This window comes from Chryseobacterium sp., assembly GCF_008831505.1.
Taxonomy (GTDB): domain Bacteria; phylum Bacteroidota; class Bacteroidia; order Flavobacteriales; family Weeksellaceae; genus Marnyiella.
In genome coordinates, this window is record NZ_CP044507.1 from 962,138 (window position 1) to 989,137 (window position 27,000).

The following is a 27,000-nucleotide window of genomic DNA, read 5'->3' on the forward strand; positions in this document are numbered from 1 at the left end:
CAACTATTAATCACAGACAAAATTTAAAACATGGCTTTTTTAGGTATTATTGGTTTTCTCGCGCTTATCACGCTCTTTGCCTCATTCTTTACGGTGAAGCAGGCTACGGCTGCGATTGTAGAAAGACTCGGAAAATTTCATTCGGTGCGGCAGTCCGGACTGCACCTCAAGATTCCTTACATCGATCAGGTGACAAAAAGGATGAACCTGCGGATCCAGCAGCTTGATGTAATCATCGACACAAAAACCCTGGATAATGTATTTGTTCGTATGAAAGTGTCTGTACAGTATCAGGTGATTAAGGAGCAGGTGGCAGACGCTTTTTACCGTTTGGAGAATCCTGAAAATCAGATCACTTCTTATGTATTTGATGTAGTAAGGGCAGAAGTGCCAAAGATGAAGTTGGATGATGTTTTTGTGCGTAAAGACGATATTGCCATCGCTGTAAAAGGTGAATTGCAGGAAGCGATGCAGAGTTATGGATACGACATCATCAAGGCTCTTGTAACAGATATCGATCCGGACGAACAGGTGAAGCATGCCATGAACAGGATAAACGCTGCCGAACGTGAAAAAACCGCTGCCGAGTACGAGTCCGAAGCACAGAGAATACGTATCGTAGCAGTAGCTAAAGCGGAAGCGGAATCCAAGAAACTTCAGGGGCAGGGTATTGCCGACCAGAGACGCGAGATTGCCAAAGGTCTGGAAGAGTCTGTAAAAATGCTGAACTCCGCCAACATCAGTTCCCAGGAAGCATCGGCACTAATAATCATTACACAACACTATGACACACTTCACTCCATTGGCGCAAGCAACAGAAGCAACCTCGTTCTTTTACCTAATACACCTACTTCGGCCAGTACAATGCTGAATGACCTCGTGGTATCCATGGCAGCGACCCAGAAGATGGACGATCTGTCCAAACCGGGCGTGCCCGAGCCACCCAAACAGCATCGTCATTAATATATTAAAACGATCTTAATAAAGCCGGGCAATGTTGTCCGGCTTTTTTTTAAAATTACCTGTCCGTTTTGCGGTTGTAGTGGTTGCTGTTTTATCTTTAGTTTTGTATTGTTAAATGAAAAAAATGCAGCTTACAAACGAAATCATGTACCAGGCTTCGGTGGATAAAAATCCTGACTTTGAAGGAGTTTTCTGGATGGGCGTAAAGACCACTGGGATTTTTTGCCGGCCAACATGCCGGGCCCGGAAGCCCAAAGCGGAAAATGTGGAGTTCTTCCACAGTACGCATGCAGCGCTGAATAATGGCTACCGTCCCTGTAAAGTCTGTAAACCTCTGGAAAACCCGGACGAAACTCCAGCCGGCATCAGCGGAATACTTCAGAAACTCGCAAACGATCCATCAGTTAAAATTGCAGACCGCGATTTAGCTGCCCGTGGGATGGAACCCGTAGCCGTACGCAGGTGGTTTACAAAACACCATGGAATGACCTTTCAGGCTTTCCAAAGGATGCACCGTCTGAATTCGGCTGTAAAGAAGCTGAAGCAGGGTCACAGTGTCCTGGATACTGCCTACGACAGTGGTTTTGAAAGCGTTAGCGGATTCGGCGATGGATTCAGTAAAATCTTCGGCACCTCACCGGCTAACGGAAAGTATCAGAAAGTAATCGACTTAAAGAGGATTGAAACACCCGTGGGAACCATGTATGCCGCGGCGGTTGAGGCAGGTATCTGTATGTTGGAATTTGGCGACCGCTCCACGCTGGAATCCACGCTTACCAAAATAGCTACTGCGCTGAACGGCAGAGTAGTGCCGGGAAATAATCCCCACTTTGACTTGCTTGAGAGGGAGTTGGCAGAATACTTTAACTGCAGAAGAAAAGTCTTTACAGTGCCGCTTTCGCCTATAGGCACAGATTTCCAGAAAAAGGTTTGGGAGGTTCTGCGTAAAATACCTTATGGTGACACCTGGACCTACAGCAGGCAGGCTGAATTTTTAGGGGATGTAAAGAAGGTACGTGCTGTGGCCAATGCCAATGGGATGAACCGGATATCAATCGTCATTCCGTGTCACCGTGTAATCGGAAGCAACGGCACCCTTACCGGATATGGCGGGGGCGTTTGGCGCAAGCAGAAACTGCTGGAACTGGAAAGAAATGTACTGAAAAATTCAGCTGATTAAAATGACTGGCTTTCGCTTTCTGTATGAATTCGGACCCAAACCCGGTTAGTTTAAAGGGTTTTCGCTTTAATAGTCAAACTGATAAAACTCGTAACCTTTATCGGAATATCTTGCGTTGATGTGCTGCAGGCCATTCGTCAGTATTATTTCAGGTGCACCGATTACCGAGTTATAGCGCGCGGTCTGCTCAAAAGTTTTTTCAGTAAGCGTTATCGTAGGCGCTTTACATTCTACCAGGATTTTAGGGGTGGTTTTCTCCGTTACCAGCAGGTCTACACGTTTGGTCAGCCCGTGCAGAACTACCTTCTTTTCTGATATTAATGCCGATGCTGAATAGCCTTTGCTGCTGAGGAAATAATGGATCCAGTGCTGCCTGACCCATTCTTCCGGAGTAAGCAGAAGGTAGCTTTTCCGGGTAAGGTCATAAATAAATAAGTTATCTTTGTCTCTCCTGAAACGGAAGTTATAGTCTTCCCGAAAATTAAGTTTTGGCAGTTGCAAACTGGTATGAAAGATTTAGAATTATTGCTCAAAAATATTAAAAATAAAGCACTTCTTCCCGTCTATTTTTTTCACGGTGAGGAGCCTTATTATATTGACATCGCTGTAAAAAGTCTGGAAAACGATGTTTTAACCGAGGACGAGAAATCCTTTGGGCAAACAGTGCTCTACGGAAAAGATACCTCGATACCGGAGATTATTTCCCTGGCACAGCAGTTTCCTATGTTTGGCGAGTTGAACCTCATCATTGTAAAAGAAGCTCAGGACCTTAAACTGGGTGAGGATGAACTGAAATCCCTTGCGTTTTATCTTGAAAATCCTGTGCCTACCACCGTTTTGGTTTTTGCCCATAAACATAAGAAGCTGGACAGCCGGAAAAAAGTTACTAAAATCCTGACTAGTAACAACTGGATTTTCCTGAGCGAACCCGTAAAGGATTATCAGCTTGCCAAATGGATTGCCGACGAGTGCAAAGCCAATCAAATAAAGACCGCACCCAATATCTCCCATTTGCTGGCAGATTACCTGGGCAACGACCTTTCCCGTATTGCCAATGAACTGGGTAAACTGAAAATGGTGATGAAGGAAGGTCAGGAGCTGGACGAAAAACTGGTGGAAACCCACATAGGCATCAGCAAGGATTTCAATGTCTTCGAACTTCAGAAAGCTTTGGCCAACAAAAACCAGGCGGCCGCCCTCAGGATCGCCTTTTTCATGGGCAAAAGCCCCAAGACTAATCCTTTTCCAATGATTATTGGGAACCTGTACAATTATTTCTCAAACATCATTATCTATCACACCATGCAAGGCCAGAGTCCACAGGCTATGGCTACCGCTATGAATGTGAATCCCTACTTTATAAAGGATTTTGCCGAATCGGCGCGTTTCTATCCCTTAAAACATGCTACCCGGGTCATTTCTCTGCTCCGCGAATCCGATCTCAAGAACAAAGGGCTTGGTGCCAACCAGACCGATGATGCTGAACTTCTGCGGGAGCTAACCTACAAAATACTGAATGTAGACAGGCTGAAGGTAAGCGTTTAATCCAACCTTAAAGAATCTTCAGGGGGTACTAAGTGTGGAACGTTAAATTCAGGATTTTTGATCTTGAATTTTGGATCCTGAATTGCTTCGTCAGTCTCTGAACGCTGATGGCAAACCTCTGACTTCTGAGGTCTTGCATCTTCGTCCCGCATCTCCGTATTTTAAGCGGGCTCTAAATTAACCGTAGAGCGCACAGAAGCTACACAGAGGCAACAGAGCTTAAATCTATAACTCATAAATTAAAATCCTGGTCTTGGTTCTCCCGGCGGTTAAAAATATCCCTAACTGACTACCGACCGGTCGCGGGCTGAGTAAATTGTTACATTGTTACATTCCCATATCTCACCTCTAATCTAAAGTCTAACATCTGGAATCTGATGTCTGATATCTGAAATCTTGCATCTTGACTCTTGGTTCTTGACTTACCTTTTACTTTTGCCTTGGCTATTTTCCTCCGTCATCCGGTAGGGATCTCTTCTGCCTACAGCGGACCTCGCCTCAAACACTCAAACACTCAAACACTCAAACATACTGCTACCTTGAAGGCCTCTGTGTCCTTTGCGCCTCCTCCGTGTCTCAGTGGTTACTTCAACAACCTTTTCACTTTTGTCATCCGTAGGGATCACCTCGATCTACATAGACCTCAACTTGCTTCTTTTTACTCTTGCCCTGAGTCTTCATTCAGGATAGCGTACCTACGGCACGCCCATTCTCCTCCCTAATTCCCTTCTACACAGATGATGTTCCTACGGAACCTTATTTCCATTACTCCACAACTTTACACTTTTACACCTCAACACCTTAACTACTCAACGACTTTACAACTTTACACCTCAACAACATTACTTTCTAACCCTCTAACCTGCTAACAGAATCTACTTTGGGCTTGCCGCGTCGCTTCCTTCGTCCGCTCCTCGCAAAGACATCCTTGATAGGGCTTTGTGATATCGCTCAAACACTCAAATACTCAAACACTCCGCCACATCAACGTCCCTTTGGGCCCCTTGTTAAACTTTGTGCCCTTTGTGGTTAATAAATCGCTGTAACTGGGTAATTATAATGTCACCCCCTTCGGGGTTCCGGAATCTTAAAGAAAAACTGCAAATCGTCAACTGCAACACATCTACATGGCTATACTGCTACATTGGTACATTGGTACATTCCAATATCTCACCTCTAAAATCTAACATATAGAATCTGATGTCTGATATCTGAAATCTTGCATCTTGACTCACTTTTACCTTTTTACTTTTGCCTTGGCTCTTTCTCTTTTTCTCTTTCCTCATCCTCTCTAATCCGCACAGGCAAACTTTTTGTACTCCCTTCCCAAATTCAACACTATGGCTGATAATAAAAACAAAAAAGGTAAACAGGACCGTAACCAGGTCAGCGGTTCGGAGAACTACGAAATTCAGTATTTTAAGGAAAAGATGGGCGTAAGCTCACAGGCTGTAACCGGTGCCATGCGAGCGACCGGATCAAACGACAGAAAAGTTCTGGAAGACTACCTTAAAAAGCGCTACAGCAAATAATGGTCATATTCACTTAATGCCCTGCCAATATTTTTGGCGGGGTTTATCACGTTTCACTTAAATCAAAAATTATGGCACTGGAAGAATACCGTAGGAAACGCTCTAAAGATAAAACACCAGAACCGTTTGGTGGGAAATCCACCGGAAAGGAACTTCATTTTGTGGTTCAGAAACACGATGCCTCGCATCTGCATTACGACTTCCGGCTGGAAATGGACGGCGTGCTGAAAAGTTGGGCTGTTCCAAAAGGGCCCTCACTGGATCCCTCAGTAAAGCGGTTGGCCATGATGGTGGAAGATCACCCTTTTGATTACCGTAACTTTGAAGGTGCCATTCCGAAAGGCCAGTACGGTGGCGGTACCATCATAGTATGGGATGAGGGCACTTATCTGCCTGCTGAACCCGCAAAAAGCCGTAAGAAACAGGAGCAGCAACTGTTGGAACAACTGAAAGCGGGGAAAATCAAATTTACACTTAACGGCACAAAACTAAAGGGCGAATTTGCCTTGGTCAAAGCGCACGGCCGTGGTGATAACGGTTGGCTGCTGATGAAGCTTAACGATAAATATGCCGACACTGAAGATGTAACTCTAAAAAACCGTTCGGTACTTTCTGATAAAACAATAGCGGAAATGGAAGAGGCCCCGGTGGAAGTGTACGGTCAGAAGGATTCCAAAAAAGCTAAAGACGAAACTGAAGCAAAAACTGCCTCCAAAACTTCAAAAAAGAAAACTGCCGAAACCGAAAAGAGTAAACCTGCGGTAAAGAAGCCTGCGAAATCTGTGGAGAAATTGCTGGCGAAGGCCCCTGAGCAGCCCTTTTATACGGAGCTTGCCCCCATGCTGGCTACACTGGTGGATAAACCCTTCGACAGTGACGAATGGCTTTACGAAGTGAAATGGGATGGTTACCGTGCGGTGGCTTTTATGAAAGAGGGTGAAGTGACCCTGAAATCGCGCAATAATAAAAGCTTCAGCGAAAAATTTTATCCCGTGCAGCAAGAACTGGCAAAACTTAAAATGGATGCGGTGCTGGATGGCGAGGTTGTGGTCCTGGACAAAGACGGAAAAGCGGACTTCGGCAAACTCCAGAATTGGCGCAGTGACTCCGACGGCGATTTGGTGTACTACGTTTTCGACTTGCTGTGGTATCGGGGCAGGGACCTGAAAGGACTCCCCCTAACCGACAGACGCGCGGTTCTGTCACAGATTCTGCCCAAATCAGACCGGATTATGCTCAGTCAGGAGTTTCATACCTCGGGTATTGAATTTCTGGAAGCTGCCCGCAATATGGATCTCGAAGGCATAATGGCCAAGCGTAAGGACAGTGTGTACCAGACCAAAAACCGAACGAAAGACTGGCTTAAGATCAAAGCCAACAAAAGGCAGGAGGTGGTAATAGGTGGATTCACCGTGAATGACGGTACCAAAAAAGTGTTCAGCAGCTTGTTGGTGGGTGTCTATGAGGGCAGGAAACTCGTATACAGTGGTAAGGTAGGCACCGGCTTTAATACTAAGACCCAAAAGGAAATGATGAATCTCTTTAAACCGCTGATTACGGATAAGCATCCTTTCACTCTGGAACCTGATGTAAACAAACCATCCCGTTTCCGCCACAATCCACCCAACGCCACTGTTACCTGGTTAAAACCTAAACTTATCTGTGAAGTGGATTACACTGAGCTTACATCAGACGGCGTAATGCGCCATCCCTCTTTCAAAGGAATGCGGTCCGATAAAAAAGCCGCGCAGGTGGTTCTGGAACAGGAAAAACCGGTGCAGGAAGTCGTTCCTGAAGCAGAGCCGGTGGTTACTGCACGGAAAGATCCGGGGCGGAGGACCCTGCTGAATCCGAAAGAAAAAACCCAGGTAAAAAAGGTTGGCGGCCATGAACTGAAATTTACCAATTTAGATAAGGTATTCTGGCCCGATGAAAAACTTACAAAACGCGATCTGATAAATTACTATTACCGCGCCGCTCCTTTTATTTTGCCGTATCTGAAAGACAGACCTCAAAGTATGAACCGCTTTCCGGACGGTATAGAGGGTGAAGGTTTCTATTATAAAGACGTTTCTGGTAGCGCTCCTTCTTGGGTGAAAACTTTTGACTATACCAGCGACTCTGATAAACGTGCCCGAAAATATCTGGTTGGTACGGACGAAGCATCACTGCTCTATATGGCGAATTTGGGTTGTATTGAGATGAACCCGTGGAATTCCACTATAAAGAAGCCTGATAATCCCACCTACTGCATTCTCGATTTGGACCCCGATAAGAATTCATTTAATGACGTCATCAAAACTGCGCAGGTAACCCGCCAGCTGCTGGACGACCTTGATATTCCCTCATACTGCAAGACCAGCGGTTCCACAGGTCTCCACATCTACATTCCGCTCAATAATAAATATACCTATGAAGAGTCAAAGGAATTTGCGCGCCTTTTGGTCACAATTGTACAGGGTGAGCTCCCCAAACTAACAACAATTGAAAGAATTATTAAAAAACGCGGAGGCAGGATTTATCTTGATTTTCTGCAGAACCGTCCGCATGCCACTATTGCCGCACCTTACTCCCTGCGGCCCAAACCCGGGGCGACTGTGTCAATGCCGCTGCATTGGGACGAAGTGAAGAAAGGTTTGAAGATGAAGGATTTTACCATTTTTAATGCGCTGGAGCGAATGGAAAGTGAGGGCGATATTTTCAAACCCGTTCTGGGCAAAGGCATTAACCTCAAAAAGGTGATTAAGAAAATGGAAGGGCTTTAGCCCTTCTTATTCGTTTACCTCTGAGCATTCTCCTGCAGGATTTTGTGTCCTCAAAATCAAATCTCTGCCCGAAAAATTACGCTGTACTGCCGCTTCACTTTCTGAAAATAGTATCTTTGTAAAAATTTACTTTTCTATGCTGGTTATCGGAATCGCAGGCGGAACAGGATCGGGTAAGACTACCGTGGTCAATAAGATTATGCAACAGTTAAATACTGAAGGCGTGAACGTGCTTTCGCAGGATAACTATTACCATGATAACCAGTCGCTTACCCTTGCCGAAAGGGAAGTCCTGAATTACGACCATCCAAAATCCATTGATTTTGAACTTCTCCTGCGCCACGTTCAGATGCTGAAAAACAATGAGCACATCGAACAGCCCATTTATTCTTTCGTTACCCACTCCCGGACCGGTGACCATGTTGTTGTGGAACCAAAGAATGTCCTTATTGTGGAAGGAATTCTGGTCCTTACCCATCCTGAACTGCTGAAGGAATATGATTTGAAGGTTTTCGTACATGCCGATTCAGACGAAAGGCTGATCCGCCGCATCCGCCGCGATACGCAGGAAAGAGGCCGCGATCTGCAGGAAGTTCTGCACCGCTACCAGAATACCCTGAAACCTATGCACCATGAGTTCATTGAACCGTCAAAGAATGAGGCTGATCTCATTGTACCCAATATGAAACACAATACGGTGGCAATTGACTTTCTTTCAACAGTCATTAATAATTCACTTAAAAAAGTACACTGACATGGCTAAGAATGACCCGCTAATAAAGCCCATCAGGCCAAAATCGCCGCTGGAAAAATTCGTCCGGAAATATATTGTTAATAAATATTTCGTTACGGTTTTCAGTTTCCTGGTCTGGATGGTTTTTTTCGACAGTACATCATTTCTGGTTATCAATGAACTGAACAGTGAAATTAATAAATATCAGGAGCAACTGGCCTATTATCAGTCCGAATACCGTAAAAATGACGAATTCTACCGCCGGCTCATGAACAATAAGGATGAAAAGGAAAAGTATGCCCGTGAAAATTATTTCATGAAGAAACCTAATGAAGAGATCTTCATCCTTGTGGTAGACAGTTCCAAAGTAAAGAAGCAACCCTAACAGAATTATATATTTCAAATAACCATCAGAATGTTTGCAAAGACCACACTCAGCGACTGGGAAAACTTAGTTCAGAAACAGCTTAAAACAGAAGACATCTATTCCGTTCTGCAGAAAGAAAACCTGGAGGGAATCACCGTTAGGCCTTACCACGAGGCGGTGCAGAAACCATTGTCGCTGTTGCCCAAAGTGGAGGAGTCTACCCAGTTGGTGTCCCGGTACAACGAAAGCCTGGAACAGGATGTTATTGCCTTTCTGCTGGATATGAATGTTGAAAACCTGGAAGAGAAAAGCATTTTCATCAACAATAAGGAACTTGCCGAGCACATCTCGCCGGAAGAAACTAACAGTTACTACTCACTTATAGATGTTTTTTCCGAAACTACAGGCGAAATGGATCGGCAGTTGGGAACGGAACTGTTGGCAAAAGCTTTTAACAGGAATATCTGTGTTGATGTTTCCCTGCATCAGAACTCCGGGGCTGCAATATACCAGCAATTGGGCATCGCATTGGCTAAGGCAAAGGATCTGGCTGAAGCTTTTGGTCCTGAAGTTTTGGACAAACTGGTCTTCCGCTTTGCGGTTAGTGCCAACTACTTCTTCGAAATTGCGAAGATCCGCGCTTTCAAACTGGTTTTTGCCCAGTTGGCTAAAGAATTTGATCTCCAAAGCGTACCTTATATTTTTGTGGAAACCTCCCTGCGGAACAAATCCAAAAATGACCCGGAAAACAACCTGATCCGTTCCGCCGTAGAACTTTCAGCTGCCATGATTGGTGGTGCCGATGCGGTATTTTCCAATGACTATATGCTGGACAGCGGAAATTCCCTATCCACAGAAGTGTCGTTTAAGCAGCAGATTGTTTTGGCTTACGAAAGTATCATAAATGTTTTTGAAGACGGTGCCAACGGCAGTTATTATGTAGAAGACCTTACTCGGCAGTTGGCAGCAAAAGCCTGGGCATTTTTCATTGAAATGGAGCAGGCCGGTGGTTATTCCGATATGATGAAGAAGGGTGAACTGCAAAAACTGATCTATACGCAGGCTCTTGAAGAACAGAAATGGGTAGAAGACGGACGTCTGAAAGTGATCGGTGTAAATATGTACCCAAAACGGGAAAAGACAAGGGAGGCCGGCGAACTTTACAGTGCAGATGAACTCCGTGCGGTAAGGCTTGCGCAGATGTTTGAATAATTTTGGTGCTGATACTTTTTCAGTCGGTATTCTGTTTTATAAGGTCACCCTTTTCTGTTGCCTTTATCGATCATGATTAGAAAAGAGATTCAGGATTACATCCGTGCGAATATTGCCACCGATCTGCCCACTTTAGTTTTGCGCAGGAGCCCGTTCCCTGATTACTCCATGCAGGAAATCGCTCAGCAGGTAAAAGGTCTCAAAGTGGCTACAAAAAAATTTCCTTTTCTGCTGAAAGAAGGAATAGAGTTTCCGCCGGGACTCAACCTGGAGCAGGCCTCTTCCCAGTCTACGGGTCAGTTTAAAGCCCGGGACCTTAAGGGTGAAAAATTTCTGGACCTTACCTGTGGTTTCGGTATCGATGCCTGGTTTATGTCGGAGAATTTCAGTGAGATTACACTTGTTGAACAAAATCCGGAACTGATTGAAATAGTGAAGCATAATTGGGAGCTTCTGGGTCGTAAGGCAAATTTCGTTGATGGTTCGCTGGAATCATTTCTGAAGCGAAACCGTGAGAGATTTGATCTGGTTTATCTGGATCCGGCGCGGAGGGACCAAAATAAGAACAAAAAATTCCTGCTGGAAGACCTTTCGCCCAACCTGATGGAGATTCAGGAAGATTTGTTCAGGATTTCAAATCATATCATCATTAAACTTTCACCGCTCATTGATATATCCTATTTGTTGGATGCTGTCCGGAACATCAGCAAAATACAGATTATAGCAGTACGCAACGAAGTCAGGGAATTGGTGCTTCATCTTCATCCGGATACCACAGCAGTTCCGGTTATTGAAGCTATCAACCTGGAAACCGCCGAACCTGCATTTGAATTTTTGGTAGGTGAAGAAGCTGAATGCACACCGGAGTATGCCGAACCCGAACAGTTTCTGTATCTGCCCAGCACAGCTGTCCTGAAGAGCGGCGCTTTCAACCTTCTAGCTTCAAGATTTGGATTGAAAAAACTGCATCCGAATACCCATTTGTACACCTCCGAGGTTCGGATAGAAAATTTCTCCGGCAGAGTGCTGCGGGTGGAAACCGTGGAAAGTAAATCAATAAAAAAGGGTGAAAAATTTAATATCGTATCCAGGAACCATCCTTTGACTCCGGACCAAATCAGAAAAAAGTACAGGATTTCCGACGGTGGCAGCCGGTATCTGATATTTACGCAGTCCGTTAAGGGTAAAATAATATTGAAATCGGTTTAAAATTTTGGTTAAAGGAGTCAAAATTTCTTATTTTTGGTGCCAATAATCCAGGAAGAATTATAATTATGAAAAAATTGGTATTGGTATTGTTTGTTGCAGGCTTGGCTATGAGCTGTAAGGAAGTACAGGCAGGTGGAAATCAGGGCATTTTGAGATTGGAAAAGGGCGCCGACCGTTATGATTCTCACGAAAACAGAGCACCGCTGCCCGAGACAGCAGTTGCAGCGCCTGTTGCCACGGATACCCTGGCTACTGCACCGGAATCCGGAATCATAGGCGACTCTGCAAATGTGCAGACAGGCCAGACCCGTTAATCCGCAGACTGCACTCAACAGAAAAAGACCAATGCCTTGCCTACGCGGGGCATTTTTTTTATTTTTACAGAGCAGGAAGCAGGAACAAGAACAAAGAATAAAGAACAAAGATGCAGGATGCAACGAAACAACAAGCAACAGTGTCGAACCTCGAACCCTAAGCTCTGGATCGCGAACCCCGCATCACGAACCCCGCATCACGAACCACCAATCACCAAATTTAACCATCTAAGCTTTTAACAATTTAGCAATTTAACGGTTTTACGACTGTACACCTCAACACCTGAACACCTCAACAACCCCACAACTCAAAGTAACATGCAAGAAACACTCAACTACATTAACGAAAACAAAGAACGTTATCTGGACGAACTTTTTGAACTGCTTAAAATTGCCTCTATATCCGCAGATCCTGCTTATAAGGATGAAGTCCTGAAATGTGCTGAAGTTTGTGCCGATCACCTTAGAAACGCCGGTGCAGATGAAGTGCAGATTTGCGAGACCGAAGGCTACCCCGTAGTCTATGGCGAAAAGTTGATAGGCAAAGACCTTCCGACGGTTTTGGTGTACGGTCATTACGACGTGCAGCCACCGGATCCGCTCGAACTCTGGAACAAACCGCCTTTTGAACCTTATGTGGAAAAAACAGACCTCCATCCGGAGGGGGCCATTTTCGCCCGCGGAGCAGCAGATGACAAGGGCCAGTTCTTCATGCACATCAAGGCTTTTGAAGCCATGATGAAAACCAATACGTTACCCTGCAACGTAAAATTCATCATTGAAGGTGAGGAAGAAGTGGGTTCCAAAAGTCTGGGCGATTTTGTAAATGAATACAAGGAAAAACTTTCCTGCGACTGTATCCTGATTTCTGATACCAGCCTGTACTCCACGGAGCAGCCTACGGTGACTACAGGCTTGCGCGGCCTGAGCTATGTGGAAGTAGAGGTGGAAGGACCGAACAGAGATCTCCATTCCGGATTATATGGCGGAGCGGTTCCGAACCCGATTCATGTCCTTAGCCGCATGATTGCCGGCCTCATAGATGAGAACGGTCACATCACCATTGACGGTTTTTATGATAATGTAGAGGAGGTGTCCGCAGATGAGCGTGCGCTGATGAACAAACTGAAGGACGATCAGGAAGCTTTTAAATCCTCAATCGGCCTTAGCGGAGTAGAAGGTGAAAAAGGTTTCACCACGCTGGAGCGTACTTCCATCCGTCCTACTTTAGACTGCAACGGAATCTGGGGAGGTTATACTGGTGAGGGAGCCAAGACCGTGATTCCGTCTAAAGCTTTTGCCAAAATCTCCATGCGACTGGTTCCGTATCAGACTCCGGAGGAGATCACCGAAAAGTTTACAAAGTATTTTGAAAAGATTGCTCCCGCCAATGTAAAGGTGAAAGTGAACCCACATCACGGAGGTATGCCTTACGTTTTACCGAGCGATACAAAAGAATTTGCAGCGGCCAAAGAAGCCATGGAGACTGCATTCGGAACAGAGGTGCTGCCCTTCCGCAGTGGAGGAAGTATCCCGATTACGGCCATGTTTGAAGAAGTCCTTGGGGCTAAATCTGTACTGATGGGCTTTGGTCTGGCCTCCGACGCGATTCACTCGCCTAACGAACATTATGGGCTTTATAATTTTTACAAAGGCATAGAAAGTATCCCGCTGTTCTTTCAGAACTATGCGAAAGGATAATAATCTGGAATTCTTGTAATTGCGCCGGCAAAATCTGCCGGCTTTTTATTTTTAGTAAAATAAATGGGTTATAAGATTTTGCCGATCTCATAATATTTAGTAGTTTTAGCTTAAATAAAATATAAAAATTATGAGAAAAATTTTACTTTGCGCCTTTTTAGCGGCGTTTTCATTTGCAAGTGCACAAACTACTGTGTACAGTTATGGTTTCGATACCGATTTTGGAACAGACTGGACCAGGACCAACCAAAGTACAGCGCCTCCTGCCACTCCTACATTGTGGAGCAAGGCCACGTATACCACGGCAAGTACCGTGACCAATTCAATTTTTGGCAGTGGTATCGGAGGGGTTCCTTCCGGACAGGCAGGGGGTCAGAATTCTTTTGCATTGGTAAATTATACGAGTACCAATACCGGAACCATAAGTAACTGGCTTATTTCTCCGACTGTAAATGTACAGGATGGTGACGTGGTAACTTTTTACACCCGAAAAGGAACTGACGGGACAGTAGACTATGCTGACAGGCTGGAAGTTCGCTACAGTTCAGCAGCTACTACAGTAGTGCCAAGTACGGGTCCAACCGATGTGGGCAGTTTTACTAACCTTGGAGTTACTGTAAATCCGAATCAGCTTACAGGTTTTGTATATCCGCAAACCTGGACTCAATATACTTTTAATATTACAGGAGTTGGCTCAACACCGGTGCCTGTCAAATTCGCTTTTAGATATTTTGTAACCAGCGCCGGACCAACTGGTACTAATTCAGATATTATTGGAATTGATAGCTTCCAGGTAACCAGATCTACGATGGCTACAGGCGAAGTTTCCAGAAATAAATTATCCGTTTATCCTAACCCGGCAACTGATTTCCTTAAAATTGACGGTGCATATAAATTGCAATCCGTCGCTGTATATGATATGAGCGGAAGAAAGGTACCTGCAACATTAGACGGAGACGCAGTTGACGTGAGAGGTTTGGCCGATGGTACATACCTGATTGATATAGAAACGGATAACGGAAAGGTATCTCAGAAATTTATTAAGAAATAGTTGAAATCAAAACCGGGCGAGCCCGGTTTTTTTATTTTTAAAGCTTAGACTATCTAAGCCGCAAACTGTAACGGTGTATGATTTCTGTATCATCCAAGTTATTCAAGGTCGATACGAATATATATGATAAAAATTGGCCTACGTCTTAATATTGTATTAAATTAGCCGGAAATTAAAGAAATTAAAAAAATATGAAAAAAGTTTTATCCTCTCTGTTGCTTACTTCTGCAACAATGATGATGTTTGGACAGGTAATTCTTAACGAAAATTTTAACGCTTTAACAACGGGTAATCTGGGAACGAATGTTGCCGGTACAGCGGCCGGCCAAAACGGATGGCTTACTTTAGGGGGCGCTAATGCCGATTATCAGGTAACTACTATTGATGCGCCGCATGGAAAATCACTGCAGATCGCGGGATATAATAGTTTTAACGCCACAGATACTGCGCTGAACGGACGTATAGCGGCGCAATTGTCTACCGTGACCGCAGCGACAGGAAACAACATTGTACAGGTGAAGTTCGAGTTGTATACAGGAAACTCTGCCGGAGCAGGAACAGCGCAAATGAGAGTTTGGGGCATGGATGGAACAACATCCCGCACCATCGGCGGCTATGTGTATAATTATGCCACTAAAACATTAACCGGACTTGCAACCGCTAATAATTTAGTACCACCCTCTCCACCTACTACGACCACTCCACTGGGTCCGGTAACCTATACCTTTAATCTGGCTGCAGCACCAGGTGTAGTGTTAGCTGCTAATACGTGGTATACTCTTATTTATGAGTATAATGCTACCACAGGTGTTTCTACCTGGAGACATCCTGCAGGCGCAGGTTCTACATCAAGTACCAGCACAAGTTATTCATTGATCACAGGAATGACCGCTGAAGATATTTATTTCTACAATAATTCGTCAGCTACAAATACTGTCAGTAATGTAATCGGTGTAGATAATATCATGGCACAGTTTGGAAATGCAGCATCACTTTCAACGGGAGATGTGGTGAACACAGTAAATGTTAAAGGTAACCTTGCGATTTATCCAAACCCAACTTCCGACATCCTGAACGTGAAAACCGACTCCAAAATCAATGCGGTTTCTGTAATAGATATGTCTGGTAGAAGTATCAAAGTAAATGTTGATGGCGACAAAGTAGATGTAAGCGCTCTTCCCGTAGGAACATATTTGATCAATGTTGAGACTAAAGACGGTATATCTACGGAGAAATTTATTAAGAAATAAACTGTTGTATTTACAATTGAAAGCGCTTCTGTAAAGGAGCGCTTTTTTTTATGCAGATTATATGTGTAGTTATGGGATTTAAATATATATAAAGGCACCTCCACCAGGAGGTGTTTTTTTTTATAAAAATAGTTTGGTAAAGTAGTAAGTAAATGAATAATTATATACATTTACTGTAAATAATTTACATTTATATGAAAAACTTTTTACTTCCCATTATTGCTGCCGCCTCAATAGGTTTAGGCGCACAGACCTGGACTCAGCAGAATACCGGGTTTCTTCAACCTTCAACGGGTGCAAACCCGGTTAGAATAGTCGACGCCAACACAGTTTGGGCTTTGGGCTATGACGGATCTGCTACAGCAGCTAATTTCCAGACTTTCTCAAAGACTGTTAACAGTGGTACAACATGGACCCCGGGATCAATAAACATTGGAAACTCCTCTTATCTGGTGTCCGATCTAACAGCTGTTTCCGGCACAACTGCCTGGGTTACTGCTACGCCAACTGCCGGGGGTGCCGGTGGAGGTGTCTGGAAAACAACAGACGGCGGAAGCACCTGGACCAAGCAAACTACAGCCTCCTACAATTTGGCTGCTTCTTTTGTAAATGTTGTCCATTTCTGGGACGCCAATAACGGAGTAACCATGGGTGATCCCACAGGAACTTTAATGGAAATCTATGTAACATCTAATGGCGGAACCAACTGGACCAAACTTACAAGTTCTTCTGTACCCCCAACTCAATCAGGTGAGTACGGGTATGTACATAACCGTGCCGTTGCAGGTGATAATATATGGGCAGGTACAAACAAGGGCAGAATTTTCAAATCGGCAGACAAAGGACTTACCTGGACCGTTGTTTCAACGCCTATTACCGATTTTGGCGGAACCGCTTCCAGTGGGACGATTGCATTGAAAGACGCTTCTACAGGCTGGATTCTGGATAATAATGGCATTGTAAGAGGCACAACAAATGGCGGAACAAGCTGGACAACCCTGGCTACAATACCACAGTCAAACGGTATCGTTTATGTTCCCGGTACTACAAATACGCTTGTTGCCGTGGGTAATGGCGACGGTTCAAACATCAGTTATAATGGCGGCAGTACGTGGACACCTATTGAAAATGCCAACGCTTTTGTTAGTGTTGCTGCTTTAAATGCAACATCAATATGGGGCGGCAGTTTCAGTACTACACCCACCTCCGGCGGAATTTATAAGCTTGCTGGCATCCTCGCAGTAAAAGATGTAAAGCCTAATGAGGGTCAGATTGCCGTTTATCCAAATCCTGCAACGGATATTCTGAATATCCGCTACAAAGGAAAGTTGAGCGGGATATCGGTTTATGATCTTTCAGGAAAACGCATGGTAATTAAGACGGACGGAGATGCAGCAGATGTAAGTTCGTTGCAGGCCGGTGTCTACATGCTTGTTGTGGAAACCGATAATGGTAAATTTTCTGAAAAGATTATTATAAAGTAGAGTTTCCAGACAATTAATCGCCCCTATATGGGGCGTTTTTTTTGCTTTCATGTCAGAGAGAGAGCAAATTTGGTTCAGTAGCATTGATAAATAGTACTTCTCAGATTTTGGACTTGAAAGGCTGAAAGCTGTCCTGTAAAATATTAGCACATGATGACCGGCCGCTTGCGGCCTTTTTCTTATCTTTAGGCCACCAAAATTTATATTATGTTCGAAGATAAAGTGGCCTATATAACGGGCGGAACCAAAGGTATTGGTTTCGGTATCGCCGAAGTTTTAATAAAAAACGGAATCAGAGTAGCGGTTTCCGGCAGAAAACAGGAAGATGCTGAAGAGGCGGCGAAAATCCTTTCTGATGACGGTACAATGGCATTCGGCATTGCTTCAGACGTTCGGAATTTTGCGGACGAGCAGCAGGCCGTGGCCGAAATCATCAATAAATTCGGCAGACTGGATTATGTGATCGCTAATGCGGGTCTGGGAGTATTCAAACCGATAGACCAAATGGAACTGGAGGACTGGAACAGCATGATAGAAACCAATCTGACAGGTATATTCCACACTCTTAAAGCCTCTGTAGATGAGCTAAAGAAAACGGAAGGCTATTATATTACCATCTCAAGTTTGGCCGGAACCAACTTCTTTGAAAACGGTGCCGGTTACAACGCTTCAAAATTCGGTGCGGTAGGTTTTACGCAGGCCGCCATGATCGATTTGCGTAAGTACAATATTAAAGTGTCCACCATTATGCCGGGATCAGTATCCACCAACTTTAACGGAAACGAACCATCGGAAAAAGATGCCTGGAAGATCCAGCCCAAAGATTTGGGTGAACTCATAATGGATATTCTAAAAATGAATCCGCGCACCTTACCGAGTAAGATTGAGATTAGACCCTCTAAACCAAACAGTTAATTATGCGATAAATATTATTCCGCATAGTGCTATGCATGCATAATATTTATTTTTTTTATCTTAGCCAAAATAAACTTCATAACCAGAGCCCTCAGGTTCTAAATCCATAAATAACTTTCAACATGAAAATATTAGTGTGTATCAGTAGTGTTCCGGATACTACTTCCAAGATTAATTTTACAGCAGACAAGTCCGCGCTGGACAAAAACGGGATCCAGTGGGTAATCAATCCTCTGGACGAGTTTGCATTAACCAAGGCGGTGAAGCTGCAGGAATCGCAGGGTGCTACGGTAACGGTACTTAATGTAGGTGATGCCGGCACTGAGCCTGTAATCCGCAAAGCGCTTGCTATTGGTGCAAACGATGCGGTTAGGATTAACGCTGAGCCAAAGGACAGTTTTTCGGTAGCGAAGGAAATAGCTGCTGTTGCTGAAGCGGGTGGTTACGACCTTATCCTTTGCGGAAGGGAATCCATTGATTATAATGGTGGCGCAGTTCCCGGAATGGTGGCGCAGCTGCTGAAGAGGCCATTCGTGAACGCCTGCGTTGGTCTGGAAGTGAACGGTGCTGAAGCTCAGGCTGTCCGTGAAATTGAAGGAGGTAAGGAAACTATTTCGGTAAAGTTACCTGCGGTGATTGCCGGTCAGAAAGGTATGGTAGACGAGAAAGAGCTTATTATACCAAACATGAGAGGTATTATGTCGGCAAGGACAAAACCTTTAAACGTACAGGAAGGTACTTCTGCTCAGGTAAAAGTACAGGGTGTTTCTTACGATTCCGTACCGCCAAGAGCTGCGGTAAAAATGGTATCACCGGATAATATTGACGAACTTGTAAGACTGCTGCACGAAGAGGCAAAGGTGATCTAATTCAGAAAAATTAATTTTTAAAAAGATTTAAAATGGCAATATTCGTATATGCAGAAAATATAAACGGAGTTTATAAAAAAGCCGCTTTTGAAGCTGTTTCCTACGCTAAAGCTGTAGCTGACCAAATGGGCGATACAGTGACCGCGGTTTCCGTGAACCCGACTGACGCATCAGATTCATTATATAAATATGGTGCAGATAAAGTCATCAACATAAAAGATGACGGACTTAAGAATTTCAGTGCGCGTGCTTATGCCGAGGCAATGAACGCAGTGGCAGACGGAAATGTGATTGTATTTCCACACACTACAGATGCTTCTTCGGTAGCACCCATGCTGGCGGTGATGAAAGATTTCTCGCTTATTACCAATGTACTTGAGGCTCCGGAAAGCACATCTCCGTTTCAGGTGAAAAGAAAAGCTTTTTCCGGAAAGGGTTACATGCATGCAAAGGCTGAGGGGCAGGGTGTGATAATCACTGTTTCCCAGAATGCTTTCGGTGTAAAGGAAAATGCTGTGGCAGGAACCGAGGAAGTAAAAGACCTGACGATTGCAAACGAAGATACTAAGGTTCTGTCGCACGAACAGAGCTCCGGTAAACTGGACCTAAAAGAAGCTGAAGTTGTAGTATCAGCAGGCCGCGGAATGAAAGGTCCGGAAAACTGGGGAATGATTGAGGATCTGGCGAACACTTTGGATGCCGCTACAGCCTGCTCAAAACCAGTGTCCGACATTGGCTGGAGACCTCACTCCGAGCACGTGGGGCAAACCGGTAAGGCAATTGCGCCTAACCTTTATATCGCTGTAGGGATTTCTGGAGCGATACAGCACTTGGCAGGGGTAAACTCTTCCAAGACGATTGTTGTGATTAATAGTGATGCAGAAGCGCCTTTCTTCAAATCGGCAGATTATGGAGTAGTGGGCGATGCTTTCCAGATCATTCCTGCGCTTACAGAGAAAATTAAAGCATTGAAAGGGTAGATTAAACCCTTCTTACAGACAGAGTCCGGCTGAGTCCGGACTTTTTTATTTGTTGGCCTGAAACCAAAGTTTCAGAATGAATACTAAATTTAATTATATTTGTGCTTATGGATTTAAAGCAACTCGTCATACGCGGAATTTCATACAGCCAGACCCAGTCTGGGGCCTATGCGCTGCTGCTGGAGCATGAAGAAACCAATGTGAAACTTCCGGTGGTGATTGGAAATTTTGAGGCACAGTCCATCTCTTTGGGTCTTGAGAAGGACATTCATCCGCCCCGACCTTTAACGCATGACCTGTTCGCCAAGTTTATAACAGACACAAAGCATTCTATTGCTTCCGTCATCATCTATCAGATTGTAGACGGTGTTTTCTTTTCAAATATAAATCTTCTGAATGAAGAAACGGGGCAGGCCGTGGTCCTGGATGCCCGAACTTCAGATGCCGTAGCTATGGCCGTACGTTTTGATGCGCCTATATTTACAACTGAAGAGGTTCTTAGTGAAGCCGGAATCCTGCTTGAAATAGAAGAAAAGCAGTCCGAAGATCCCGAATTCAGTGATTTGGTGGCCGATCAGTCGCTGAGCTCACTCTCTATGGATGACCTTCAGAAACTGCTGGAAGATGCGGTGAAGGATGAGGATTTTGATACCGCCATGGAAATTCAGGAGGAGATCAAGAGGAGGAAAAAGAAAATTGAATAATCATACTATTTTTATGAATTTAAAATTAAGACTCACCGTCCTGAGTTTTCTGCAGTTTTTTGTGTGGGGAGCCTGGCTTATCACCATTGGTGTGTACTGGTTTGGTACAAAACAGTGGGGTGGCGAAGAATTCGGAAAAGTTTTTGCCACTTTGGGAATTGCCTCCATCATCATGCCGGCGTTAACCGGAATTATTGCAGACCGCTGGATGAATGCTGAAAGGCTATACGGAATTCTGCATATCCTTTACGGCATCACCCTGTTTTTCCTGCCTCAGATAACAACACCGGATCAATTCTTCTGGGTTATGTTATTGGCAATGATGTTTTATATGCCCACGATTTCACTTTCGAACTCAATTGCATACTATATTCTGAAGAACAATAATTATGATGTGGTAAAGGTGTTTCCGCCTATCCGTGTGTGGGGGACCATTGGTTTTATTGTGGCTATGTGGATCACCAACCTTTCGGGTAATAAGGATTCAGGAAACCAGTTCTATATTGCTGCTGTTTTTGCAGTCCTACTGGGAATTTATGCATTTACCCTGCCTAAGTGCCCGCCACAGAACTTAATCTCAAAAGACGCTTCGCTGTCTGAAAAGTTGGGACTCAATGCCTTTTCGCTGCTGAAGGATTATAAAATGGCCCTTTTCTTCCTGTTTTCACTGTTCCTGGGTGCCGCGCTGCAACTTACCAATATGTATGGAGACACCTACCTGTCGGATTTTGGGAAAATCCCGGAATATGCGGACAGTTTTGTAGTGAAAAGATCCACGCTGATCATGTCGATTTCGCAGATATCCGAAACTCTTTTCATTCTTGCGATTCCATTTTTCCTGAAACGGTTCGGTATCAAAAATGTAATGCTGTTCTCAATGTTTGCCTGGGTGCTTCGTTTTGGTCTGTTTGCCTATGGTGTTCCGGTAGGTTTCGGTTTGGGGCTTATTATCCTTTCATGCATCGTTTACGGTATGGCCTTCGATTTCTTTAATATTTCAGGGTCACTTTTTGTAGAAACCACTACTGATTATAAGATCCGTTCATCTGCACAGGGACTTTTTATGATGATGACGAACGGCTTTGGAGCTATAATGGGCAGTTTGGTAAGTGGCTGGATGATCCAGAAATATTTTACCTACCCGGACGGTGGCAAAATGTGGCATGAGATCTGGCTTGCATTCGCACTTTACTCACTCGTAGTGGCCATTCTCTTTGCCGTATTTTTCAAGCATAAACATAACCCAGAAGCGCTGGGCGCTGTAAAACACTAAACCTGAAAAACACATAATCATGATGAAACTTAAATTAACAGCACTCACACTGATGCTGGTTTCCGGTCTGTCCTTCGCCCAAAAAGTGAAATACAGTAAGGAAGAAATCAAGGAGATGGACAACTACATGTTCGGGGAAATGTTCACCGGATTCTCGCCAAAAAAGGAAACACGGATCATTTTAAAAGATGCCGGGAATGTAAAGGGAAACGCCCGCGATATGGACCGCAAAAAAGGCCAGATCTATTCCGTAAAGATCAGAAATACTGCTACCGGTAAAGATGAAACTTATAAGGCAGAGGATATTGCGGAGATGTACCTGCCTGTTTCCGGTTTTGAAAAAGGGATGCGTACAGCCAACTATTTCAACAAGATCAGTAACTGGAGCAGGAAAAGCCCTTCGAAAATAACAGAGAAAGATGAGGTTTATCTGCGTAACCAGACTGTTTCCCTGAAAAATAAAAAAGCTGAAAAGGAATACCTGATGCAGCTTATCAACCCCGATTTCAGCAGCATTATTGAGGTTTATGCAGATCCTGTGGCCTCAGAAACTACCGGTGTATCTTTTTCTATGGGACCAATCAGCAGCCCTCAGGTAGGCGGCGGAGTAACCAAATCATTTTATGTGAGAAAAGGTGACCGTGTGATCTGGCTGAAGAAAGCGGATTTTGAAGAGCATTACAATTTCCTCTTTGGCGATAACAAAGAATTTATGGCAAAGTATCCTGCAGAATCAGTGAAGTGGGACTATTTCAGCTGGCTGGTATTCCAGTATACAAAAATGACCGAAGAAGCCAAAGGCTGAATCTCTTCCTGAAATTCTTTATTGAAAACACGCTTACACAGGTGTGTTTTTTCAATATAGAGTTAAGACAAATAATGGGCAGATAACTTTTTGCCGGTGGATGAGTGTGTTTATATCCTTAAGCACAACTTTAAATAAGTAACATAAACTAAAAAACAATAATAACCACGATGAACACAAGAATTTTACTTTCGGGAATAGCGCTGTCAGTTTCTGCGGTGCTGTTTGCTCAGGAAACTCCAACGCTCGGTCAAAAGATGAAAGAGCATGCGGCTAATGTAGACAGTATAGTTGCAGCCGAAAAGATGAAAATGAATGCCGAGTTTAACAGTTTGGATTCAGAATATAAGGAAGGCAAAATTACTGAAGCTGAAAAGCAGAAAACCCGTAAGGAAATTGCGGACCGCTATGAGCAGAGCCTTCGCGAAAAAGTGAATGCCGAAAGGGAAGCATTGGATGAGATTACTGACGATGTTTTAGCTTCTGCAATGCAAAATTCAGACACTGATCAAGAGTCCGAAACTTCAGAAGTTAGTGTGAGTGTAAAACATGCAACTAAAAAAAGTAAACATCCAAGAGATTTACTGAACAGTTCTGATCTGGCTGTAAGCATTGGTATACCCACCTTAACCAACAGCGATGCCCCGTTTAATTTTTTTAATGATGAATCTGAGGTTCGCCTGGGACAGAGCATTTCCTGGAATTTTGTGCTGCGCCGTGAGAATCAGTTAGGAAATTATAAAAGCCCTTTGTTCATCAACTATGGTTTAGGTTTCAGGGAAGACATTTACGATCTGGGCCCGGATCGCGTGTTCGCACAGACCGAAGACTATCTTTACATCGCTCCATTTGAAGCTGGAAAAATAAAATACTCCAATTTAGCCGTTGATTATATTGAAGTTCCTGTGGGCGTCAACTTTGTATTAAATCCCAAGTACCTGGAGCACGAAGGTACAGAATATCTGGACGCAACAAAGAGCCAATTCCGTGTGGGTCTGGGCATTTACGGAGGAGTCAAAGTTGGCAACCGGATCAAATACCGGTATTCCTCCGATGTCAGTAACAAAATTGTGGTACAGGAAAGAGTGACTGACGGTGTGAGCCCATTTCTTTTCGGCGGTAAATTCAGTCTCGGTTACGGCGGTATTCATCTGTTCTTAAAGAAGGATTTTACGCCCATTTTTGAAAAAGACACACAGCTTAATAACAAATTCGGTCTTCAGGTTGGTGTGGAATTCGTGAATATCACACTTTAACCGGCCGTTTAAACTCATGAAAAACACACTCCGGACGAGTGTGTTTTTTTTCGTAATTTGCGGCTTCTTAAAATCAATAAAATGGCTGTCTTTACTGCCGTCAATCAAATAATTTAACAAAATGAAAGAAGTATTCATCGTATCTGCTGCAAGAACACCAATCGGAAGTTTTATGGGAAGCCTTTCCACGGTTCCGGCTCCAAAACTTGGTGCTGCAGCAATCAAAGGAACATTGGATAAGATTAACCTGGATCCAAAGCAGGTTCAGGAAGTATATATGGGTAATGTGCTGCAGGCCGGCGAAGGTCAGGCACCTGCACGTCAGGCGGCTTTGGGGGCTGGACTTTCCAACGAAACCCCTTCAACAACCATCAATAAAGTTTGCGCTTCCGGTATGAAAGCTGTAATGATGGGTGCGCAGTCCATTAAAGCCGGCGATCAGGACATTATTGTTGCCGGTGGTATGGAGAATATGTCAGCAGTTCCTCATTATTTTAATGCCAGGAATGCAACTAAACTGGGCGATGTAAAGATGCAGGACGGTATGGTACTGGATGGGCTTACCGACGTGTACAACAAAGTACATATGGGTGTTTGTGCAGAAAAATGTGCTGCAGAACATCAGTTTTCGCGCGAAGATCAGGACAATTTTGCGGTTCAGTCCTACAAGCGTTCCGCACAGGCCTGGGCCGACGGCAAATTCAGTGATGAAGTGGTTCCTGTGGAGATCCCGCAAAGAAAAGGAGAGCCTGTTATCTTTGCTGAGGACGAAGAATATAAATCGGTAAATTTCGACCGAATCGCCACTTTGCCAACGGTTTTCCAGAAAGAGAACGGTACAGTAACAGCAGCTAATGCTTCAACACTTAATGATGGTGCTTCCGCACTTATCCTGATGTCCGGTGAGAAGATGAATGAGCTGGGGCTTAAGCCTCTGGCTAAAATCGTTTCTTACGCTGACGCTGCCCAAGAGCCTGAATGGTTTACCACTGCACCGGCAAAAGCCCTTCCCGTGGCCCTAAAGAAAGCAGGTCTGGAGGTATCGGATATTGATTTCTTCGAATTTAACGAGGCATTCTCCGTAGTAGGACTTGCCAACAATAAAATCCTGGGACTGGATGAAGCTAAGGTGAATGTAAACGGTGGTGCCGTATCTTTGGGTCACCCACTGGGAAGTTCAGGTTCCAGAATCATCGTGACACTGATTAATGTTCTGAAGCAAAACGGTGGTAAGTACGGTGCTGCAGCTATCTGTAACGGTGGCGGTGGAGCATCAGCTATCGTTATCGAAAACATGCAGTAAGAGGCACTTTAAATTTCATTAAACCATTAAGAAATACAGTTAATTTAAACCGTATTCTTAATGGTTTCTTTATTTTTGTTAATATTTCATCTCCATGCAGGAAACAAATCTGACCACGACCAAAAGGATCAAGAACAATCCGAAAATCATGAAAGCCTGGGCGGTTTATGACTGGGCTAATTCGGTTTATTCACTGGTAATTACTTCTACCATATTTCCCATCTATTATGCGATACTGACCACGATAACGGAAAAAAAGGTTTTTGTTGAAGAAACCGGTGAGTACATAATGGTCCCGGTTAGAAACCAGATTACTGTTTTCGGCGAAAGTTACCATCCCGACGCTGTTTATGGTTATTCCCTCACCATTTCCTTCTTTATTGTAGTACTGCTTTCACCCTTCCTGTCATCACTGGCTGATACGATTGGGAATAAAAAGTCCTTCCTGCAGTTCTTCTGCTACCTGGGTGCCACCTCATGTATGGGTTTGGCCATGTTCACCGGTATGAACAATGTCTTTTTGGGACTTCTTTTCAGCATAACTGCCAGCGTGGGCTTTTGGGGCAGTTTGGTTTTCTACAATTCCTTCCTGCCGGATATTGCCACACGTGACAAACAGGATGCACTGTCGGCCCGCGGTTATGTTTACGGGTATATCGGATCCGTAGTTTTGGTCATTATCTGTCTTATATTGATTCAGGTGCTTGCTAAAGATGCGGAACAGGCAAAACTTTATACCCGGATTTCATTCCTGCTTACAGGTGCCTGGTGGTTTGGTTTTGCACAGTATACCTTCCGCCATCTGCCGCAGTTTGGCTTGATCAAAGATCAGCTACCCAAGGATCTGGTGCTGCTGAACTATAAGAATATCTTCAAAAAACACGAAGAGCAGGGTGGATTTTTTGAGGTGCTGAAAGACAATATCAATTTTTATCTGGATGTTGCCAAAGAGAGTTTTAATGAGCTTTTTAAGGTGGGGCGTACACTTTTTAAAGATGCCAACCTGAAATATTTCCTTTCCAGTTTTTTCTTTTACAGTGTGGGTATGCAGACCATCTTCCTCATGGCAACACTTTTCGGTAAAAGCGAAATCAACCTGGAACAGGGTAAGCTTATTGCCACGCTGCTTATTATTCAGATTGAAGCCATCATTGGCGCTGTTATATTCTCCAGGCTTTCACGCCGGATCGGAAACAAAAATGTAATCTCAATAGCTGTAATCCTCTGGATGGTGGCCTGTCTTTCTGCTTACTTCCTGAACAAGGAAAATCCATATGTAGAATATCAGTTCTACGGTGTTGCAGCAATTGTAGGTCTGGTAATGGGTGGTCTGCAGGCCATGTCACGCTCCACTTACTCCAAATTACTGCCGGAGGAGAGCAATGACAATACCACATATTTCAGTTTTTATGATGTTTTGGAAAAACTGGCCATTATTTTAGGAACCTTCATTTTTGCTACCCTGATAGACAGGTTCGACAATATGCGGTATGCCGCGCTTTCAATGACCCTGTTTTTCGCCGTCGGACTTATTCTTATCAGATTCATGAAGATCCAGGTGAATACGGATAAAGAAGTTTTATAGTTTA

At 44.1% G+C, this 27,000-nt stretch carries 24 protein-coding genes; 23 read left to right on the forward strand and 1 reads right to left on the reverse strand.

All coding sequences use genetic code 11. From position 1 onward, the window contains the following. Positions 1–30: 30 nt before the first annotated feature. Together F7R58_RS04530 and F7R58_RS13105 are read left to right on the forward strand one after the other, a co-directional pair. Positions 31–963, forward strand: coding sequence for an SPFH domain-containing protein (locus F7R58_RS04530; RefSeq protein ID WP_158063756.1), 933 nt, complete (start codon positions 31–33; stop codon positions 961–963). Positions 964–1,087: 124 nt separating this feature from the next. Then, positions 1,088–2,143 carry a bifunctional transcriptional activator/DNA repair enzyme AdaA gene (locus F7R58_RS13105; protein WP_187695263.1) on the forward strand — a complete coding sequence of 352 codons (1,056 nt, stop codon included), beginning with the start codon at positions 1,088–1,090 and terminating at the stop codon, positions 2,141–2,143. A gap of 66 nt (positions 2,144–2,209) precedes the next feature. On the opposite strand, the gene F7R58_RS04540 is transcribed toward F7R58_RS13105, so the two are convergent. Beyond that, positions 2,210–2,644 carry a type I restriction enzyme HsdR N-terminal domain-containing protein gene (locus F7R58_RS04540; protein WP_158063758.1) on the reverse strand — a complete coding sequence of 145 codons (435 nt, stop codon included), beginning with the start codon at positions 2,642–2,644 and terminating at the stop codon, positions 2,210–2,212. A 6-nt stretch (positions 2,645–2,650) separates the two neighbouring features. On the opposite strand from F7R58_RS04540, the gene holA reads away from it, so the two are divergent. From holA to F7R58_RS04645, 21 genes are all read left to right on the forward strand, one after another. Further along, complete coding sequence (holA, locus tag F7R58_RS04545; RefSeq protein WP_158063759.1) at positions 2,651–3,688, forward strand: DNA polymerase III subunit delta; 1,038 nt, start codon at positions 2,651–2,653, stop codon at positions 3,686–3,688. A gap of 1,340 nt (positions 3,689–5,028) precedes the next feature. Then, positions 5,029–5,220: a DUF3606 domain-containing protein gene (locus tag F7R58_RS04550; protein ID WP_158063760.1), complete on the forward strand. Its 192-nt coding sequence runs from the start codon at positions 5,029–5,031 to the stop codon at positions 5,218–5,220. Positions 5,221–5,291: 71 nt separating this feature from the next. Further along, positions 5,292–7,985, forward strand: coding sequence for a DNA ligase D (gene ligD, locus F7R58_RS04555; protein ID WP_158063761.1), 2,694 nt, complete (start codon positions 5,292–5,294; stop codon positions 7,983–7,985). A 136-nt stretch (positions 7,986–8,121) separates the two neighbouring features. Beyond that, a complete protein-coding gene (gene udk, locus F7R58_RS04560) occupies positions 8,122–8,739 on the forward strand; it encodes a uridine kinase (protein WP_158063762.1) in 618 nt (205 codons plus the stop codon). Between the two features lies 1 nt (position 8,740). After that, positions 8,741–9,103 (forward strand): FtsB family cell division protein, encoded by a 363-nt coding sequence (locus F7R58_RS04565; protein ID WP_158063763.1) that lies wholly within the window; start codon positions 8,741–8,743, stop codon positions 9,101–9,103. A gap of 30 nt (positions 9,104–9,133) precedes the next feature. Then, a complete protein-coding gene (locus tag F7R58_RS04570; protein ID WP_158063764.1) occupies positions 9,134–10,297 on the forward strand; it encodes a methylmalonyl-CoA mutase family protein in 1,164 nt (387 codons plus the stop codon). A gap of 72 nt (positions 10,298–10,369) precedes the next feature. Continuing rightward, positions 10,370–11,506, forward strand: a complete 1,137-nt coding sequence (locus F7R58_RS04575; protein ID WP_158063765.1) for a class I SAM-dependent methyltransferase — start codon at positions 10,370–10,372, stop codon at positions 11,504–11,506. Positions 11,507–11,571: 65 nt separating this feature from the next. Continuing rightward, a complete protein-coding gene (locus tag F7R58_RS04580; RefSeq protein ID WP_158063766.1) occupies positions 11,572–11,820 on the forward strand; it encodes a hypothetical protein in 249 nt (82 codons plus the stop codon). Between the two features lie 318 nt (positions 11,821–12,138). After that, positions 12,139–13,521, forward strand: a complete 1,383-nt coding sequence (locus F7R58_RS04585) for a dipeptidase (RefSeq protein WP_158063767.1) — start codon at positions 12,139–12,141, stop codon at positions 13,519–13,521. Positions 13,522–13,651: 130 nt separating this feature from the next. After that, a complete protein-coding gene (locus tag F7R58_RS04590) occupies positions 13,652–14,572 on the forward strand; it encodes a T9SS-dependent choice-of-anchor J family protein (protein ID WP_158063768.1) in 921 nt (306 codons plus the stop codon). Positions 14,573–14,763: 191 nt separating this feature from the next. After that, positions 14,764–15,822, forward strand: a complete 1,059-nt coding sequence (locus F7R58_RS04595) for a T9SS type A sorting domain-containing protein (protein ID WP_158063769.1) — start codon at positions 14,764–14,766, stop codon at positions 15,820–15,822. A 194-nt stretch (positions 15,823–16,016) separates the two neighbouring features. After that, positions 16,017–17,306, forward strand: a complete 1,290-nt coding sequence (locus F7R58_RS04600) for a T9SS type A sorting domain-containing protein (RefSeq protein WP_158063770.1) — start codon at positions 16,017–16,019, stop codon at positions 17,304–17,306. 207 nt (positions 17,307–17,513) lie between these two features. After that, entirely contained in the window at positions 17,514–18,221 is a 708-nt protein-coding gene (locus tag F7R58_RS04605) for an SDR family oxidoreductase (RefSeq protein ID WP_158063771.1), read from the forward strand. Positions 18,222–18,343: 122 nt separating this feature from the next. After that, on the forward strand, positions 18,344–19,090 hold the full coding sequence (locus tag F7R58_RS04610) for an electron transfer flavoprotein subunit beta/FixA family protein (protein ID WP_158063772.1): 747 nt from the start codon (positions 18,344–18,346) through the stop codon (positions 19,088–19,090). Positions 19,091–19,122: 32 nt separating this feature from the next. Next, on the forward strand, positions 19,123–20,070 hold the full coding sequence (locus F7R58_RS04615) for an electron transfer flavoprotein subunit alpha/FixB family protein (protein ID WP_158063773.1): 948 nt from the start codon (positions 19,123–19,125) through the stop codon (positions 20,068–20,070). 107 nt (positions 20,071–20,177) lie between these two features. After that, a complete protein-coding gene (locus tag F7R58_RS04620; protein WP_158063774.1) occupies positions 20,178–20,774 on the forward strand; it encodes a bifunctional nuclease family protein in 597 nt (198 codons plus the stop codon). Between the two features lie 13 nt (positions 20,775–20,787). Beyond that, positions 20,788–22,047 carry a nucleoside permease gene (locus tag F7R58_RS04625; RefSeq protein ID WP_158063775.1) on the forward strand — a complete coding sequence of 420 codons (1,260 nt, stop codon included), beginning with the start codon at positions 20,788–20,790 and terminating at the stop codon, positions 22,045–22,047. A 19-nt stretch (positions 22,048–22,066) separates the two neighbouring features. Next, a complete protein-coding gene (locus F7R58_RS04630) occupies positions 22,067–22,852 on the forward strand; it encodes a hypothetical protein (protein WP_229723848.1) in 786 nt (261 codons plus the stop codon). A gap of 170 nt (positions 22,853–23,022) precedes the next feature. Then, the gene (locus tag F7R58_RS04635; protein WP_158063776.1) at positions 23,023–24,108 is read left to right on the forward strand and encodes a hypothetical protein; all 1,086 of its coding nucleotides are present in this window, start codon (positions 23,023–23,025) and stop codon (positions 24,106–24,108) included. A gap of 121 nt (positions 24,109–24,229) precedes the next feature. Continuing rightward, a complete protein-coding gene (locus F7R58_RS04640) occupies positions 24,230–25,411 on the forward strand; it encodes an acetyl-CoA C-acyltransferase (RefSeq protein WP_158063777.1) in 1,182 nt (393 codons plus the stop codon). A gap of 94 nt (positions 25,412–25,505) precedes the next feature. Further along, positions 25,506–26,996, forward strand: coding sequence for an MFS transporter (locus F7R58_RS04645; RefSeq protein ID WP_158063778.1), 1,491 nt, complete (start codon positions 25,506–25,508; stop codon positions 26,994–26,996). The last annotated feature ends 4 nt before the right edge of the window (positions 26,997–27,000 follow it).